The sequence below is a fragment of the Pseudohaliea rubra DSM 19751 genome, assembly GCF_000764025.1.
GTDB lineage: Bacteria > Pseudomonadota > Gammaproteobacteria > Pseudomonadales > Halieaceae > Pseudohaliea > Pseudohaliea rubra.
Map to the genome: position 1 here is coordinate 20,775 of NZ_KN234767.1, position 15,666 is coordinate 36,440.

Annotated in this window: 12 protein-coding genes; 5 read left to right on the top strand and 7 right to left on the bottom strand. The window is 66.9% G+C overall.

What is annotated here, in order from left to right; all coding sequences use genetic code 11:
• Nucleotides 1–15: 15 nt before the first annotated feature.
• The 7 genes from HRUBRA_RS09425 to bchF are packed head-to-tail and all read right to left on the bottom strand — an operon-like array spanning nucleotide 16 to nucleotide 10,137.
• Entirely contained in the window at nucleotides 16–1,443 is a 1,428-nt protein-coding gene (locus HRUBRA_RS09425) for a PucC family protein (RefSeq protein WP_052094604.1), read from the bottom strand.
• On the bottom strand, nucleotides 1,440–2,156 hold the full coding sequence (gene bchM, locus HRUBRA_RS09430) for a magnesium protoporphyrin IX methyltransferase (RefSeq protein ID WP_035516575.1): 717 nt from the start codon (nucleotides 2,154–2,156) through the stop codon (nucleotides 1,440–1,442). The genes HRUBRA_RS09425 and bchM overlap by 4 nt, the downstream gene beginning before the upstream one ends.
• Nucleotides 2,157–2,167: 11 nt before the next feature.
• A complete protein-coding gene (gene bchL / locus HRUBRA_RS09435; RefSeq protein WP_035516576.1) occupies nucleotides 2,168–3,082 on the bottom strand; it encodes a ferredoxin:protochlorophyllide reductase (ATP-dependent) iron-sulfur ATP-binding protein in 915 nt (304 codons plus the stop codon).
• Entirely contained in the window at nucleotides 3,079–6,810 is a 3,732-nt protein-coding gene (locus tag HRUBRA_RS09440) for a magnesium chelatase subunit H (protein WP_035516579.1), read from the bottom strand. The genes bchL and HRUBRA_RS09440 overlap by 4 nt, the downstream gene beginning before the upstream one ends.
• Nucleotides 6,782–8,341 (bottom strand): ferredoxin:protochlorophyllide reductase (ATP-dependent) subunit B, encoded by a 1,560-nt coding sequence (bchB, locus tag HRUBRA_RS09445; protein ID WP_035516580.1) that lies wholly within the window; start codon nucleotides 8,339–8,341, stop codon nucleotides 6,782–6,784. Before bchB ends, HRUBRA_RS09440 begins: the two co-directional genes overlap by 29 nt.
• Before the next feature lie 6 nt (nucleotides 8,342–8,347).
• Nucleotides 8,348–9,622, bottom strand: coding sequence for a ferredoxin:protochlorophyllide reductase (ATP-dependent) subunit N (locus HRUBRA_RS09450; protein WP_035516582.1), 1,275 nt, complete (start codon nucleotides 9,620–9,622; stop codon nucleotides 8,348–8,350).
• A complete protein-coding gene (gene bchF, locus HRUBRA_RS09455; RefSeq protein WP_144244436.1) occupies nucleotides 9,619–10,137 on the bottom strand; it encodes a 2-vinyl bacteriochlorophyllide hydratase in 519 nt (172 codons plus the stop codon). Before bchF ends, HRUBRA_RS09450 begins: the two co-directional genes overlap by 4 nt.
• A gap of 249 nt (nucleotides 10,138–10,386) precedes the next feature.
• Between bchF and ppsR the strand changes: the two genes are divergently transcribed.
• From ppsR to HRUBRA_RS09480, 5 genes are all read left to right on the top strand, one after another.
• Entirely contained in the window at nucleotides 10,387–11,772 is a 1,386-nt protein-coding gene (gene ppsR, locus HRUBRA_RS09460; protein ID WP_035516585.1) for a transcriptional regulator PpsR, read from the top strand.
• A gap of 101 nt (nucleotides 11,773–11,873) precedes the next feature.
• On the top strand, nucleotides 11,874–12,788 hold the full coding sequence (gene chlG, locus HRUBRA_RS09465; protein ID WP_084592571.1) for a chlorophyll synthase ChlG: 915 nt from the start codon (nucleotides 11,874–11,876) through the stop codon (nucleotides 12,786–12,788).
• On the top strand, nucleotides 12,785–14,155 hold the full coding sequence (locus HRUBRA_RS09470; protein ID WP_035516587.1) for a BCD family MFS transporter: 1,371 nt from the start codon (nucleotides 12,785–12,787) through the stop codon (nucleotides 14,153–14,155). The genes chlG and HRUBRA_RS09470 overlap by 4 nt, the downstream gene beginning before the upstream one ends.
• Nucleotides 14,156–14,160: 5 nt before the next feature.
• Complete coding sequence (locus HRUBRA_RS09475; protein ID WP_035516588.1) at nucleotides 14,161–15,354, top strand: geranylgeranyl diphosphate reductase; 1,194 nt, start codon at nucleotides 14,161–14,163, stop codon at nucleotides 15,352–15,354.
• 17 nt (nucleotides 15,355–15,371) lie between these two features.
• On the top strand, nucleotides 15,372–15,626 hold the full coding sequence (locus HRUBRA_RS09480) for a hypothetical protein (protein WP_035516589.1): 255 nt from the start codon (nucleotides 15,372–15,374) through the stop codon (nucleotides 15,624–15,626).
• Nucleotides 15,627–15,666: the final 40 nt, after the last annotated feature.

Here is a 15,666-nt window from a genome sequence, read left to right on the forward strand (position 1 = left end):
TCCATCAGGGCTTAGTCATTCGGGGAACTCTGCGAGGTAGAACGCCGGCTGGCGCAGAACCTCGTCTTCCGGGCCCCTGACCAGCGGCCCGATAATCACCAAAGCGGCAAAGAGCACCGCAATTTCAAGATGGTATACAGCACTGTAGCCCGTCGCCGGCCCGCTGAGGGCCTCGCCGAGGGCGCCGCTGGCGGCCAGGTGGCCAACGCCGTCGCGCAGCGCCCCGCCGGCTGCGATGGCAAGGCCGGTGGCGGTCGCCTGCACTGCACCCCAGGCGCCAAGGGCCAGGCCAGCCTGGCCGTCTTCGCCGAGGCGCATGGCTGCGGTCAGTGTGCCGACGGCGAAAAGGCCGCCGCCGAGGCCGATGGCAAAAGTGCCGAAACGGAACAGGTCTGCCGAAGCGAGCGGCGCGGCAAAAATGACCGCGGAAAACGCAAAGATGCCGAGCAGCGCCCCATAGGCAGAAAGGCGTATCGGGTCCGCGCCCCGGCTCAGCTGCCGGGAGGCAAAGGCAAAGGCCCCGAGCATACCCAGGGCGAAGAGGGCCGTGAGAGCGGTCGTGGCGCCTACGGAAAGGCCAAGCACCTCGCCGCCGTAGGGCTCAAGGAGAATATCCTGCATGCCGAAGCCGGCGCTGCCCAGGGCCACAGCGAGCAGCAGCCGCGCCGTGCGACCCTGGCTGCAGAGCTCACCCCAGGCCTCGCGGAAGGGCGGCCGCTCGGCGCTGCGGTTGCGCGAGGGATCCCGGGCTTCCTGCTTCCACAGGGCGACGACGTTGAGTACAACGGTCACGGCGGCGGCACCCTGGATGACCTGGATCAACACCACTGGGCTGAAATCCGCCAGCATGAACGAGAACACGAAGGAGCTGCCGATCATGCCGACCAGGAGCATGACGTAGAGCAGGGCGACCACTCGCGGGCGGTTCTTTTCATTGGCAAGGTCGGTGGCCAGCGCGAGGCCGGCGGTCTGGGTCGTGTGCAGCCCGGCGCCGACGAGTAGAAAAGCAAGGCCGGCCGCCGCCGGGCCCACCCAGGCCGGGCCCATGGCCGGCTCCCAGAGAACCAGCAGGGCAAAGGGCATGATGGCAAGGCCGCCGAACTGGGCGATGCTGCCGAGCCAGAGGTAGGGCACCCGCCGCCAGCCCAGGGCAGAGCGATGGTGGTCACTGCGAAAGCCGATCAGGGCTCTCGCGGGCGCGAACAGCAGCGGCAGGGACACCATGACGGAGACCAGCCAGGCCGGTTGTTCGAGCTCCAGGACCATGACCCGGTTGAGGGTGCCGTTCAGAAGCACAATGGCCATGCCGACAGAGACCTGGAACAGCGACAGGCGCAGCAGTCGGTCCAGCGGCAGGTCTTCGGTTACCGCGTCGGCAAAAGGCAGCCAGCGTGTCCCGAGACGGGACAGCACCTGCTGCGTGATGGCCACGGACCGTTTCACCCGGCGCTTGCCTCCTGCCGGCGCAGCTCGCAGGCCTGGGAGGTGTAGAAACCGCTTTTCACGCGGTGGCTGCGCCCGCGCTCCCAGGTCGCAAGACCCGGAGCATCGCCAAGGTCGCCGTAGAGGCGCTTCTCAGCGATGGGGACGATGGCCGGCGCGCGGTCTTTTCGCGGAAACAGGCCGCCGACGGCGTGCATGATCGCCAGCAGAGGCGTGCGCGGAGCGAAGGTGAAGACGATGCCGTGGCGCACGTTGGCCGCCAGCTTCGCCAGTACTTCGACGGCGTGGTGCGGGTCGTAATGGATCACCGAGTCCATGGCCACGACGTAGTCGAAGGCTTCGCCTTCCACAGATGCCATGTCCCCGACCCGGAAGTCGATATGGCCGGGGGCGAGATCCGTCGGCTGCCGCTCCCGGGCCAGTTCCACCAGCGTGGGCGAGAGATCGATGGCCACGACGCTGGCGCCCCGGCGCGCAGCCTCGACACTGAAGGCCCCGGTGCCGCAGCCGGCATCCAGCACCTTCAGCCCCGTGAGATCCGCGGGCAGCCAGGACAGCAGCGTGGCGCGCATCTCGTCGCGGCCCGCGCGCACGGTCTGCCGGATACGGCTGACCGGCGCATCGGAGGTCAGCGCTGACCAGGCGTCTGCGGCGGTTCGATCGAAGTAGGTTTCGATCTCTGTGCGCCGCTCGTCATAGCTTGTCGATGTCATCAGTCGAAGCCTTAATCAAAGCCCAGGAAGTCGAAGAGGTCCCGATCTTTCATGGGCGTCACTTCCTGCGGCTCGATGCCGCGAAGCAGGGAGTCGGCAAGGTTCAGGTATTCCTGCTGAACCTCCTCGAGGCCCTCGCAGGGCTCCATCTCGAACAGCGTGCACTTCTTTAGGCGGCTGCGACGGATGACGTCCAGGGCCGGGAAGTGCGCCAGGCGCTTCAGGCCGACGGCCGCATTGAAGCGGTCAATCTCGTCGGTTGCCTCGCTGCGGTTGGCGATGACACCACCGAGGCGGACCTTGTAGTTCTTGGATTTTGCGCCGATGGCCGCGGCAATGCGGTTCATGGCGAAGATCGAATCAAAGTCGTTGGCGGTGACCACCAGGGCACGCTCGGCATGCTGCAGCGGCGAGGCAAAGCCACCGCAGACCACGTCGCCGAGGACGTCAAAAATGACGACGTCTGAATCCTCAAGGAGGTGGTGCTGCTTGAGCAGCTTGACCGTCTGTCCGACGACGTAGCCGCCACAGCCGGTACCGGCGGGCGGGCCGCCGGCCTCGACGCACATGACGCCGTTGTAGCCTTCGTGGACAAAATCCTCGATCTGCAGTTCCTCCGAGTGGAACTCAACCTCTTCGAGTGCGTCGATGACCGTCGGCATGAGGGCCTTGGTCAGCGTAAAGGTCGAATCGTGCTTCGGGTCGCAGCCGATCTGAATGACCCGTTTGCCCAGCTTGGAGAAGGCGACGGAGAGGTTCGACGAGGTGGTGGACTTGCCGATCCCGCCCTTGCCGTAGACGGCAAAGACCTGGGCCTGGCCGATGTCGATTTCCGGATCCAGGTGTACCTGGACGCTGCCGTCGCCATCGGGCGGACTGCCGGGGGGATCAACGAGTTGTACGGGGATGTTATTGTCAAGACTCATGCTGCTACCTCTTCTGTGACGCCTTCGAGCCAGTCTTCCAGATCCTCGCCGGCACGGCGGAGGGCCTCGAGGGTGGCGTCGTCGGGGTTCCAGTATTGGCGGTCGTGGGCCTCGAGGAGCCGATTGGCTACTTTGACCGAGGCTGCGGGGTTGAGCTTGGCGAGACGCTTGCGCATGTCCTCGTCGAGGATGAAGGTCTCGGAGAGCTTCTGGTAGACCCAGGGCGCTACCTGCCCGGTGGTGGCGGACCAGCCCATGGTGTTGGTTACATGGGACTCGATCTGCCGCACACCCTCGAAGCCGTGCTCGAGAACGCTCTCATACCACTTCGGGTTGAGTACGCGGGTCCGGGTCTCCAGCGCCACCTGCTCGGCGAGGGTGCGCACCTTGCCGTTGCTGGTGGTCTGGTCGGAGATGTAGATCGGCACGTCCTCGCCGCGGGAGCGCTTCACGGCCCGGCTGATGCCGCCGAGGGTGTCGAAGTACTGGTCCAGGGTGGTCACGCCGACCTCGACGGAATCGAGATTCTGGTAGGCGAGCTGCACATTGGACAGCACCGAGTTGAGGAGATCTGCCTGCGGGGCGGACTGGCCGGAACGGCTGTAGGCGTAACACTTGCGCGACGTGTAGGTGTCGGCGAGCTCGCCCTCGTCTTCCCAGCGGCTGTTGTCGACCAGCAGGTTGACGTTGGACCCATAGGCGCCCTCGGCGTTCGAGAATACCCGCAGGGCCGCCGTTTCCAGGTCGCAGCCATGCTTGGCCTGGTAGGCCAGGGCATGCTTGCGCACGAAGTTCATCTCCGCCGGTTCGTCCGCTTCGGCGGCGAGATAAGCCGCCTCGGCGAGCATGCGCGTCTGCAGCGGCAGCAGGTCGCGGAAAATGCCGGAGAGCGTAATGATGACATCGATGCGCGGCCGGCCCAGCTCCTCGAGGGGCTTCAGGACAGCGCCGCAGACGCGGCCGTAGCCATCGAACCTCGGGTCGGCGCCGATGAGTGCCAGGGCCTGAGCGATGGGGCCGCCCTCGTTCTTGAGGTTGTCCGAGCCCCAGAGCACCAGGGCGATGGACTCGGGCAGGCCGTTGCCCTCGCCGACGTGCCGGTCGAGGAGCGTCTGTGCCTGCCGGGCGCCGTCGCGCAGGGCGAAGTGGCTGGGCAGGCGGAAGGGGTCGAAACCGTGCAGGTTCCGGCCCGTGGGCAGTACGTCCGGCGTGCGCAGCAGGTCGCCACCCGGCGCCGGGCGGATGAAGCGGCCGTCGAGGGCGCGGAGGATGGCATCCAGCTCGCTGTCCGTCCCGAGCATCAGTGCGGTCTGCGCAAGCTGGCGGCAGGCCTCGAGCAGCGTCTCTTCGTCGGCGTCGACGCTATGGGTTTTCGAGAGCTGCGCCGCGACGGTTTTGGGTTCTTCGCCGTCGAGGAGGGCTGCGATCGTTTCCCGGTCGAGCGTGAGATCGTGGCTTGCCAGGGCGATGGCGTCGAGCATATCGAGCTGCTCCTCGCGCGACGGCACTTCCCCGACCACATGCAGGCCGTAGGGGATCAGTGTTTCCTCCACCTCGATGAGTTCCCGGCGCAGCGCCTCGATCGCGTCGGCGGCCGTCTCGTCCCAGATCGGTTCAGCGAGGCAGAGTTCGAGCTCCGCCGCCTGGCTCTGGATCAGGGAAGCGAGATCGGCACGGGCCTCAGCACCCTTGTCCTGCTCGCTGCGCCAGCGTTCGATGGAAGCCTTGAGATCGAGCAGCCCTTTGTAGAGGTCGGACTGGGTGATCGGCGGCGTCAGATAGCTGACCAGCGTCGCGGCGGAGCGGCGTTTCGCGATCAGGCCCTCGGAGGGGTTGTTGGCGCCGTAGAGGTAGAAGTTCGGCAGGTCGCCGATGAGCCTGTCCGGCCAGCAGGAGCCGGCCATGCCCGCCTGTTTGCCGGGCATGAATTCCAGTGCGCCGTGGGTGCCGTAGTGGAGCACGGCGTCGGCGCCGAAGTCCTCGCGCAGGTAGCGGTAGAAGGCGCTGAAGGCATGGGTGGGCGTGAAACCGTGCTCGAAGAGCAGGCGCATCGGGTCGCCTTCGTAGCCGAAGCCGGGCTGTACGCCCACCAGCACGTTGCCGAACTGCGCGCCCATGACGAAGATGTTGCGTCCGTCGGTGAGTTCCTTGCCGGGCGCCGGGCCCCACTGGGCCTCGATGTCTTCGAGGTAGGTCTCCCGGGCGACGTGGTCGTCGGCGGGGATGTGCGCGTGCACGTTGGCCATGGCGCCGTAGCGGGCCGCATTGCCTTCGATGATGGCACGACGGAGCGCATCCACATCGTCGGGGACATCGACGTCATAGCCCTGGGCGTCCATGGCCCGGAGCGTATTGAAAAGCGATTCGAAGACCGCGAGGTTGGCGGCGGTCCCGGTGTTTCCGGCGTGCGGCGGGAAGTTGAAGATGACAATGGCGACCTTGCGCTTCGCGCGCTGGCCGCGGCGCAGGGCAACCAGGCGTTCCACGCGGCGGGTGAGCACGTCAACGCGCTCCGGATGGGCGCGCATGTCGTGCTCGCTGCTGCCCTCGGCGGCGTCCGAGCGGCCACCGAAGACCGCGGGGCCCGTGGCGCCGTCCAGTTCCGGGATGGCCACCATCATGGTCGCCTCGATAGGCATGAGACCGTTGGCAGAGCCCTCCCACTGCTCCAGGCTCTGGAATTCCAGGGCGTGGGCGGCGATGTAGGGGACGTCCAGGCTGGCCAGCATGTCCTCGGCGGCCTTCGAGTCGTTGTAGGCCGGGCCGCCGACGAGCGAGAAGCCGGTCAGCGAGAGCACGGCGTCGACCATCGGCTCGCCGTCGACCATGAAATACTTTTCCACCGCCGGGCGGGCGTCGAGACCGCTGGCGAAGGCGGTGATCACCCGCAGTCCGCGCTCGCGGAGGCTGTTGATGACGGCGTCGTAGTGGCCCGCGTTACCGGCGAGGGCGTAGGAGCGCATGATCAGGACGCCTACGGTGCCGCGGCAGCCCTTCGGCGCCCGGGGCAGGTCTTTCAGGTCTTCACTGATGCCGCGCTTGAGAGTCGGGTCGTAAAGCCCCACATCGGGGTACTCGATCGGGGAGTGGGTCTTCAGCTGCCCGCGCAGCGCAGCGCGGGGGCCGTCGGCATAGCGGTCGATGAGGAAAGCCATCATCCGCTGCAGGTTCTCTTCGGAGCCGGCAAGCCAGTACTGGAGCGTGAGGAAGTAGGCGCGCACATCCTGCGCCGTGCCCGGGATGAAACGCAGAATCTTCGGCAGCTGGCGCAGCACCGTGAGCTGCTGCGCCCCGGCGCTGGACTTGGCGCTGCCGGTCTTGCCGCGCAGGCGCTTGAGCAGGGCGACGGGCCCCTTGGCCTCGCCTTCCATAGTGAAGCGGCCCATGCGGGTCAGCTTCATGACCTCGGCGCCGGACATGCAGCAGATCATCGCGTCGCAGTCTGCCTGCCGTGCAGTCAGCGCCGGCAGCACAGGGCTGATGTGTTCCTCCATGAACAGCATGGTGACGACAATGATGTCGCCCTCGGCGATGTCCGCCAGGCAGCGTGCCAGCTGCTCCGGCTCCTTGTCCCAGGCTGCGGCGGCATGCGTCCGCATGTCGAGCCCCGGCAGCTCCTTGCTCAGGGCTGCAGCGGCGCGGTCTACGCTGCCGGTGACGTGGTTGTCCAGGGTGACCAGGACAAACCGCAGCGGTGTTTCAGCGGCTGAAGTGCGCTTTCGCTTCATAGAGCGTCTCCACATTGATCGCGGCTACGCCGCGCTCTGTCGCATACTTTTCCGTGTTGCGTCGGGCCTTGCCGCGGACGAAGAAAGGAATCTTCTTCAGTTCCTTTTCGGCGTCCGCTTCCCAGCGGATGGCGGCATCGCCATCGGCCGCCGGCGCTTCGGCGGGCCGGTGACTGCTGCCGCCGACGGCGGCCAGGTGCGAGGGCACCTTGTCGTCGTTGAATTCGAAGTCCTCCCGGAACATGGTCAGGAGGTGCTCCTCCAGGCCCATCACCAGCGGGTGGACCCAGGTATCGAAGATGACGTTGGCACCCTCGAAACCCATCTGCGGTGAGTAGCGCGCCGGGTAGTCCTGCACGTGGGCCGGGGTCGAGATAACTGCGCAGCCGATGCCGAGCTTCTTGGCGATGTGCCGCTCCATCTGCGTGCCGAGGACGAGCTCGGGCTGGAGATCGGCCACGGCCTTCTCCACCTCGAGGTAGTTGTCGGTGATAAGCGCCTCGAGGCCATAGTCCTTGGCGGCCTTGCGCACCGCACGGGCCTGCTCCCGGGAGTAGGTGCCCAGCCCGACGACCTCGAAACCCATCTCCTCGCGCGCCATGCGCGCGGCGGCCAGCGCGTGGGTGGCATCGGCGAAGATGAACACCCGCTTGCCCGTCAGGTAGGTGGAATCCACGGAGCGTGAGTACCAGGGCAGCCGGCAGACGGCGTCGGCGGTAAGCTCGCACCCGGTCAGCCCCAGGGTTTCGGTGACTTCCTGCAGGAAATCACCGGTGGCACCGACGCCGATCGGCACGGTGCTGATCGTGGGCTGTTTGAAGGTGCGCTGGAGCCAGGCGCAGGTGGTTTCCGCTACCTCCGGGTAAAGGCAGACGTTGGCGTCCGCTTCCGGTAGGCGCAGCAGGTCCTGGGGGCTCGCCCCGAGGGGGGCGACCACACCGACCTCCACGCCGATGCTTTCGAGCAGCTTGCGCACTTCAATGACATCGTCCCGGCAGCGGAAGCCGAGGGAGCTGGCGCCAAGGAGGTTGACCTTCGGCCGCTGCCCCTCCGGTCGCGGCGGCCGGGTCCAGCCTGGCTCCGGCGCCCGGCGGTTGAGGAGGCCGCGGACGAGCGAATAGAAGGTCTCGGAAGCGCCCCAGTTCTCCTTGCGGGAGTAGGCGAGCATCTCCAGGGGAATGATCGGCACATCGAGCCCGGCGCCGGTGGCCAGGGTGCCCGGCTGGTCCTGGATCAGCTCCGCCGTGCAGGAGTCACCGACCAGCAGCACGCTGGGGCGGAAGCGCTCGACGGTGCTTTTCAGGGTGTCGGTGACCAGCTCGGCAGTATCCGAGCCGAGATCACGGGCCTGGAAGGTCGTGTAGGTGACCGGCGGCCGCTTGCGGTCCCGCTCGATCATGGTGAACAGCAGATCGGCGTAGGTGTCGCCCTGCGGCGAGTGCAGCAGCAGGTGAACGCCGCGCATGGCGTTGGCGATGCGGATGGCCCCGACGTGCGGGGGGCCTTCGTAAGTCCAGAAGGTCAGCTCCATTGCCGCCTATACCTCCAGCATGTCCTGCCGTAGCAGCGGCCGGGTGAACAGGCCGGCGAGATCGCCAGCCTGGTCGTAGCCGTGCACGGGCGTGAAGACCAGTTCAATGGACCACTTGGTGCGCAGCCCCTCGGATTCCAGCGGATTGGCGATGCCCATCCCGCAGACCGTGAGGTCCGGTCGCGCTGCGCGCACCCGGTCGAGCTGCGGGTCGAGGTCCTGCCCCTCGGTGATGCGCACGCCCTCGGGCAGCAGGGGCAGCTCTGCCGCCATGGTCTGCTGGTCAAAGAAGGGGGTGCCCACCTCGCCGAGCGCCATACCGCACTCGCGGTGCAGGAAGCGCGCGAGGGGCAGCTCCATCTGCGAGTCCGGGAGGAAGGTGATGCGCTTGCCCGCAAGACGCTCCCGCGGTGCTTCCAGGGCGCGCATGGCGCGCGCCTTCGGCGCAGCGGTCACCTGGTCGAAGTGCTCGGGCGCGACGCCGAAGGCATCAGCCGCGGCGCGGAGCCAGGCCGTGGTGCCTTCCGCGCCGTAGGGGTAGGGCGCCGGCAGCAGCGTCGCGCCGCGCTTGCCGAGCGCGCGGGTGGTGTTGCCGAGGAAGGGCTGGGCGAGCAGAAGGCGTGTCTGCGGGCCTATGGGCGGCATTTCATTGGAGCTGCGTGCCGGGAAAAAATGTACCGGCCCGATGCCGAGTTGCTCGAAAAGCCGGGCGAACTGGTCCTCGACGATATCCGGGAGGCTGCCGGCGACCATCAGGGCGGGTTTGCCGCTGTCGTCGGTGGGCAGTTGCGCGGCGAGGCTTTCGAGGCAGCTGTCCTCGCCCTGGGTGAAGGTGGTCTCGATACCGCTGCCGGAGTAGTCGACGAAGCGGATCCGGCCGTCGTATTTCTGGCCCAGGCGCTGGGCGGCGTTAGCCAGGTCGAGCTTGATCACCTCCGAGGGGCAGGAGCTGACCAGGAAGATCGTTTTGATTTCCGGGCGCCGGGCGATGACCTGGGCGGCGACCCGATCCAGTTCCTCGTTGGCGTCCGCAAGGCCCGCCAGGTCCCGATCCTGCAGCACCGCCGTGGCGAAACGCGGCTCGGCGAAGATCATCACGCCGGCAGCGGACTGGATAAGGTGCGCGCAGGTCCGTGATCCCACGACCAGGAAGAAGGCATCCTGGATCTTGCGATGCAGCCAGATAATTGACGTCAGGCCGCAGAACACAGCGCGCTGGCCACGCTCCTGGATGATCGGTGCGCTGCCGGGGCGGTCGCTGGCGAGGACGGCGTTGCTCATTCTGCGGCTCCCGCAAGTGTACCTGCGGCGGCCGTATTGGCGGCCTCCTGCAGGCGGGCGGCGCGCAGCTTGAGAAGGAACTGCGCCGCGTTGATGACGTAGGCCGCGTAGGCGGCAAGGGCTATCCAGAGCTGACCCGCCGGGGTGAACCAGTCAAACAGCCAGCTGAGGAGATAGGCGGTGTGCAGGGCGATGACCAGCATGCTGACCATGTCTTCCCAGTAGAAGGCCGGGGCAAACAGGTACTGGCCGAACACGACCTTCTCCCAGATCGCGCCGGTCACCATGATCCCGTAAAGGATGCCCGTCTTGACGACCACGGAAGCCGTCGCGGCGCCGAGGCCGGTCCCGTTGAGGAGAAAGTTCACCACGAGTACCAGGCTCACCAGAAAAACCAGGAACTGGAGCGGGGCGAGGATGCCCTGAACCAGCGTCCAGGGGGACTCGTCCCGCCGGCGACGCTGTTCCGGGGTGTACAAGGCCGAGCTACCTCCGCCGGGGGAATGTGTTGCCATGGATCGCATCCAACCGCTACTCATCTGCTGCCTTGGAAAAGTTAGTCCCCTGGGCGGATCATGTCAACTAAACCTGACACATAAATGAGTCTAGTGAAATTGACAAACATCGCATCTTGGCGTTTACTTTATTTACATGCACAGGCTGCAAGTGCGTGTGTGGGTGGGGGATGTGTATAATCTGCGCTTCCGCCGTTTATCGGCAAAAGATATAAAAACGCCTTTTTTTATATTTGCGGACGCGAGGGCATGGCCGTCGATTGGGACGCTGCAGCGCTGGTTGGGTTACTTGCGAAAGTGGCCGATATTTCCTTCGTCCTCGATCGAGACGGCGGGATCACTGAGCTTGCGTCAGACGGCGGTGAGCTGGCAGCGCATATTGATCATCACTGGCTCGGCCGATCCCTCCTTGATACCGTGGCGGGCGACAGTCGCCAGCGCCTTGCCGGCGTTCTTGCTGCGGCGCTTGCCAACCCCGCCGTCGCGCAGCGCATTGATCTCGTACACACCCTCGAGGACGGCGCTTCACTGCCGGTCGAGTACCGGCTCGCCGCTCTGCCCGACGGCGGCGGCGTGATCGCCGTCGGCCGTGACATGCGGCCGGTCGCCAGCCTTCGCCAGCAGCTTCTCAATGCCCAGCAGGCCCTGGAGCAGGATTACTGGCGTTTGCGCCAGGTCGAGACCCGTTACCGGCAGCTGTTCGATATGATCGCGGATGCCATTCTGGTGGTGGACGCGGGCAGCGGGCGCACCCTGGAGGCGAACCCGGCTGCCGGCGAGCTCCTCGGCGGCGGTGGTCAGCGGGTGGTCGGCAAGCCCTTCCCTCTCGGGCTGTCGGAGCGTTCCCAGCGGGATGTCGCCGGTCTCCTCGGCGAGGCTCAGGCCACCGGCCGGGCGTTGCTCTCCGGCGTCACCCGGGCCGTCGATGACGCGCCGCTCTCCGCGGTCGTCAGTTACCTCCGTCAGGGCACGGAGACGCGCTTTCTCGTGCGTCTTGCCCGGGAGAGTGCCGACGGCGCCGGGGGCGACGAGCAGTCCCTGCCCTCCAGCCTCCAGCGGGCGCCCGATGCGGTGCTGCTCACCGATACGGACGGTCGGGTGCTCGCCGCCAACAAGACCTTTCTGGACCTCGCGCAGGTGCTGAGTGATGACCGGGTCATCGGTCTGTCTGCGGACCGCTGGCTGGGCCGCTCGGGGGTGGACCTGTCGGTGCTGCTGTCGAATCTCAACGAGCGTGGATCGGTAAAGCTCTTTTCTACCGTGCTGCGCGGCGACGGCGGCGTGAATACGGATGTGGAGATCTCCGCCTGCACCCTGGAGGATGCGCCCCGGGGCCGGCTCGCCTTCTATATCCGCGATGTCAGCCGCCGGGTGAGCGATGGTCAGGCCAGCGGTGAGAACCTGCCGGCCTCGATCGAGCAGATAACGCGCCGGGTCGGGCGCCTGCCCCTCAAGGAGCTGGTCCGCGAGTCCACGGACATCATCGAGGCCATGTGCATCCGCGCTGCCCTGGAGCTTACCCAGGACAATCGCGCTTCCGCGGCAGAGCTGCTTGGCCTCAGCCGGCAGAGCCTTTACGCGAAGCTGCGCCGCTACGATATTTCCGGCGTGGAGACGGACGCGATCTCCTCCTGAGCACGGTGCTCCGGGTGGCTGTCAAAAAAAACTGACAGTTTTTCCTCTAAATGTGTAAATCCCGATTGACGCTTTCCGACGCCCCTTCTATAGTCGAAGCTATGCAAGGCTCCGAGTCTATCGTCAGCGGGAGTGCGCGCCTTGACCCCAGGGCGCTCCTGCAACTTCTGAAGCCCGTCACATGGTTTCCTCCCATGTGGGCTTTCGCCTGTGGCGTCGTTTCCGCTGGTACGCCGGTACTGGAGCGCCCCGTGGCCCTGGTCGCCGGGGTCCTGCTGGCAGGCCCCCTCGTCTGTGGGGCGAGCCAGGTGGTGAATGACTGGTTCGACCGCGAGGTCGATGCCATCAATGAGCCCGACCGGCCCATCCCCTCGGGAAGGGTGCCCGGCAACATCGGCCTTTATTACGCTATTGGCTGGTCTCTGCTTGCCCTGCCCGTTGCCTGGATTCTGGGGCCGGCGGTGTTCTGGGCGACGCTCCTCGGGCTTGCCCTTGCCTGGGCCTACAGCGCGCCGCCGCTGCGCCTCAAGCTCAACGGCTGGTGGGGTAATGCTGCCTGTGGTTTTGCTTACGAGGGGCTGGCCTGGGTCACCGGCGCCGCCGTCATGCTCGGCGGGGTGCTGCCCCCGGCGCCAATCCTGATGCTGGCGGTACTCTACAGCCTCGGCGCGCACGGCATCATGACGCTCAACGACTTCAAGGCCATCGAGGGTGACCGCCGTCTCGGGGTGCGCACGATCCCCGTGCAACTGGGGCCGGAGCGGGCGGCGAAGCTTGCCTGCGTGGTCATGGCCGTGCCGCAGCTAGTGGTCGTCGCTCTCCTGGCCTCCTGGGATCGGCCCTGGCATGCGGCCATCGTTGCTGCCCTGCTGGTGCTGCAGGGTTTCGCCATGAAGCGCCTGCTGACGGACCCCAAGGGCCTGGCCCCCTGGTATAACGGCACCGGCGTCCTCCTCTATGTGCTCGGGATGATGACCAGTGCGGCGGCCGTGCGCGGCCTCGGGAGCGTCCTGTGAGCGGGCCGGGCCTCGGCTGGCTGTCCATCGTCCGCCTCGGCCTGGTGCAGACGGCGCTCGGCGCCATCGTTGTCCTCACCACATCAACGATCAATCGGGTGATGGTTGTCGAGCTGGCTCTGCCGGCCATGCTCCCGGGTTTTCTGGTGGCTTTGCACCACGTCGTGCAGATGAGCCGGCCCCATTTCGGTCATCGCTCCGATGTCGGCGGGCGCCGCACGCCCTGGATTATCGGCGGTATGTTCGCCCTGGCCCTGGGCGGCGTCGGCGCAGCCACGGGAACCGCCGTGATGGCGACGGCCCACGCCCTTGGCGTGGCGATCGCCGTCTGCTCCTTCGTCGTGATCGGCCTCGGCGTCGGCGCCGCCGGTACGTCACTGCTCGCTCTCCTGGCCAAACGGGTCGAGCCGGGCCGCCGTGCCGCTGCCGCCACTATTGTGTGGATCATGATGATCGCCGGCTTTGCGATCACCGCCGGCGCCGCGGGGCACTTTCTTGACCCCTTCAGCCCTGAGCGGCTGGTAGCCGTAACGAGTACCGTCTCGGCCGCCGCCTTCCTGGTCACCGTGCTTGCCCTCTGGGGCGTGGAGGGAGCGGCGCAGACGCCTGCCGCCGCAGACCCGGCGTCACCGCACGGTGCCGCAGCCCGCCCGCACTTCGGTCAGGCGCTGCGCGAGGTGTGGGAAGAGCCCGATGCGCGCCGCTTCACCATCTTCGTCTTTGTCTCCATGCTCGCTTACAGCACCCAGGACCTGATCCTCGAGCCCTTCGCGGGGCTGGTCTTCGGCATGACCCCGGGGGAGTCGACCCAGCTTGCGGGGGTACAGCACGGCGGCGTGCTTCTCGGCATGCTGCTGGTTGCGATAACCGGCACCGCCGCCCGCCGTGCCGCGCCCGGGCTTCTGCGGTGGTGGACCGTTGGCGGTTGCGCCGCCTCCGCCCTGGCTCTTGCTGGTATTGCGCTGGGTGGTGGCTACGCCGCATCCTGGCCCCTGCGCCTGAACGTGTTCCTGCTGGGCCTCGCCAATGGCGCCTTCGCAGTCGCCGCCATTGCCTCCATGATGACCCTGGCGGGCGGCGGCAAGCGTCGCAGTGAGGGGATCCGCATGGGGCTCTGGGGTGGTGCCCAGGCCATCGCCTTCGGGCTCGGCGGCTTCCTCGGCACCGTCGCCATCGATGTGGCCCGTCTCTTTCTTGATAACCCGGCGCACGCCTACGCCATCGTCTTTTCCGGCGAAGCGGCGCTGTTCCTCTACGCGGCAGTGCTCGGTATGACCGTGCGCCTTGCCACTTCAGCTGACACAGATGACCGGCCGGCACCGTCCTTCGGGGACGTAGCCATGGCCGAAGTCCTCCAGGGGAGGTAACCCGGATGCACGCTACAGAACATTTTGATGTGGTCATCGTCGGCGGCGGCCCCGCCGGCGCTACCGCTGCCACAGACCTCGCCCGCGGCGGGCACAGCGTGCTGCTGCTGGAGCGGGCTTTCCGCATCAAGCCCTGTGGCGGGGCCATTCCGCCCAGGCTGATTGAGGATTTCGACATTCCCCAGCACCTGCTGGTGGCCCGGATCAGCGCTGCGCGCATGGTTTCGCCGGCCAACGAGCGCGTGGACATGCCGGTGGGCGATACCTATGTCGGCATGGTGGACCGCGATGTCTTCGACCCCTGGCTGCGCAAGCGGGCGGCGGAAGCCGGCGCCACCGTGCGCACGGCGACCTTCAAGGACCTGGAGTACCGGGACGACGGTACCGTCTGCGTGACCTATCTCGACAAGGACACCGTGGGGGAAAGGCGCCAGGTGGTGGCCCGCGCGGTGATCGGTGCCGACGGCGCCCGCTCCCGGGTTGCTGCCCGCTGCGTACCCGGTGGCGAGAAGGTGCGCACCGTCTTCGCCTACCACGAGATCGTGGAATCGCCGGCCGCCAACGATGGTGCCGACTTCGATCCGCAGCGCTGCGACGTGTGGTACCAGGGGCGGCTGTCGCCGGATTTCTATGCCTGGGTGTTCCCGCACGGGGACAAGACCAGTATTGGTGTCGGTAGCGAGCAGAAGGGTTTCTCGGCCCCGGATTCCGTGGCGAAGCTGCGTGCGGATGTGGGTCTTGCCGAGGCGCGCACGGTCCGCCGCGAGGGCGCACCGATTCCGCTCAAGCCGCTGAAGCGCTGGGATGACGGTCGCAACGTGCTCCTCGCCGGTGATGCGGCTGGTGTTGTTGCGCCGGCCTCCGGTGAGGGCATCTACTACGCCATGGTCGGTGGCCGCCTGGCCGGCGAGGCCGTGGCGCAGTTCCTCGCCACAGGCGATGCGCGGGTGCTGCGCCGGGCCCGCAAGCGCTTCATGCGCGAGCACGGCCGCGTCTTCTTCATCCTCGGCATGATGCAGCGCTTCTGGTACACCACCGACAAGCGCCGTGAGAAGTTCGTCAAGATCTGCAAGGATCCGGACGTGCAGTACCTTACCTGGCAGGCCTATACGCAGAAGAAGCTGCAGCGTGCCCGCCCGGTGGCGCACGTGCGCATTTTCTTCAAAGACGTGGCCCACCTGCTCGGCTTCGCCCGCTAGCCGGCCGCACCGGTTCCGTGGAGGGCTGGTTCGCCAGCGGGCGCGTCGTCGATGTGATCCTGCTGCTGGTCGTTCTGGAGGCGCTGCTGTCCTTCCGGCTCGGGCGCGGCACCGCCCTGTTGCCAAACCTTGCCGCCGGTGCCTGTCTGCTGCTCGCGCTGCGCGCAGTGCTCACCGGCGCTTCCGGTGCGGTGCTCGGCTTATGGCTGGCGCTGGCGGGGGTGGCGCATGCCTTCGATGTGGCCGCCCGTTTCCGGGGCGGCCAGCCTTAGTAAGCCACGGGGCCCGGCCGCTGGCGGGAGAGCTGGCGCG

Coding starts and splice junctions, on each gene's coding strand:
- bchM (WP_035516575.1), bottom strand. CDS start 2,156: ATGACATCGACAAGCTATGACGAGCGGCGCACAGAGATCGAAACCTAC.
- bchL (WP_035516576.1), bottom strand. CDS start 3,082: ATGAGTCTTGACAATAACATCCCCGTACAACTCGTTGATCCCCCCGGC.
- HRUBRA_RS09440 (WP_035516579.1), bottom strand. CDS start 6,810: ATGAAGCGAAAGCGCACTTCAGCCGCTGAAACACCGCTGCGGTTTGTC.
- bchB (WP_035516580.1), bottom strand. CDS start 8,341: ATGGAGCTGACCTTCTGGACTTACGAAGGCCCCCCGCACGTCGGGGCC.
- HRUBRA_RS09450 (WP_035516582.1), bottom strand. CDS start 9,622: ATGAGCAACGCCGTCCTCGCCAGCGACCGCCCCGGCAGCGCACCGATC.
- bchF (WP_144244436.1), bottom strand. CDS start 10,137: ATGGCAACACATTCCCCCGGCGGAGGTAGCTCGGCCTTGTACACCCCG.
- ppsR (WP_035516585.1), top strand. CDS start 10,387: ATGGCCGTCGATTGGGACGCTGCAGCGCTGGTTGGGTTACTTGCGAAA.
- chlG (WP_084592571.1), top strand. CDS start 11,874: ATGCAAGGCTCCGAGTCTATCGTCAGCGGGAGTGCGCGCCTTGACCCC.
- HRUBRA_RS09475 (WP_035516588.1), top strand. CDS start 14,161: ATGCACGCTACAGAACATTTTGATGTGGTCATCGTCGGCGGCGGCCCC.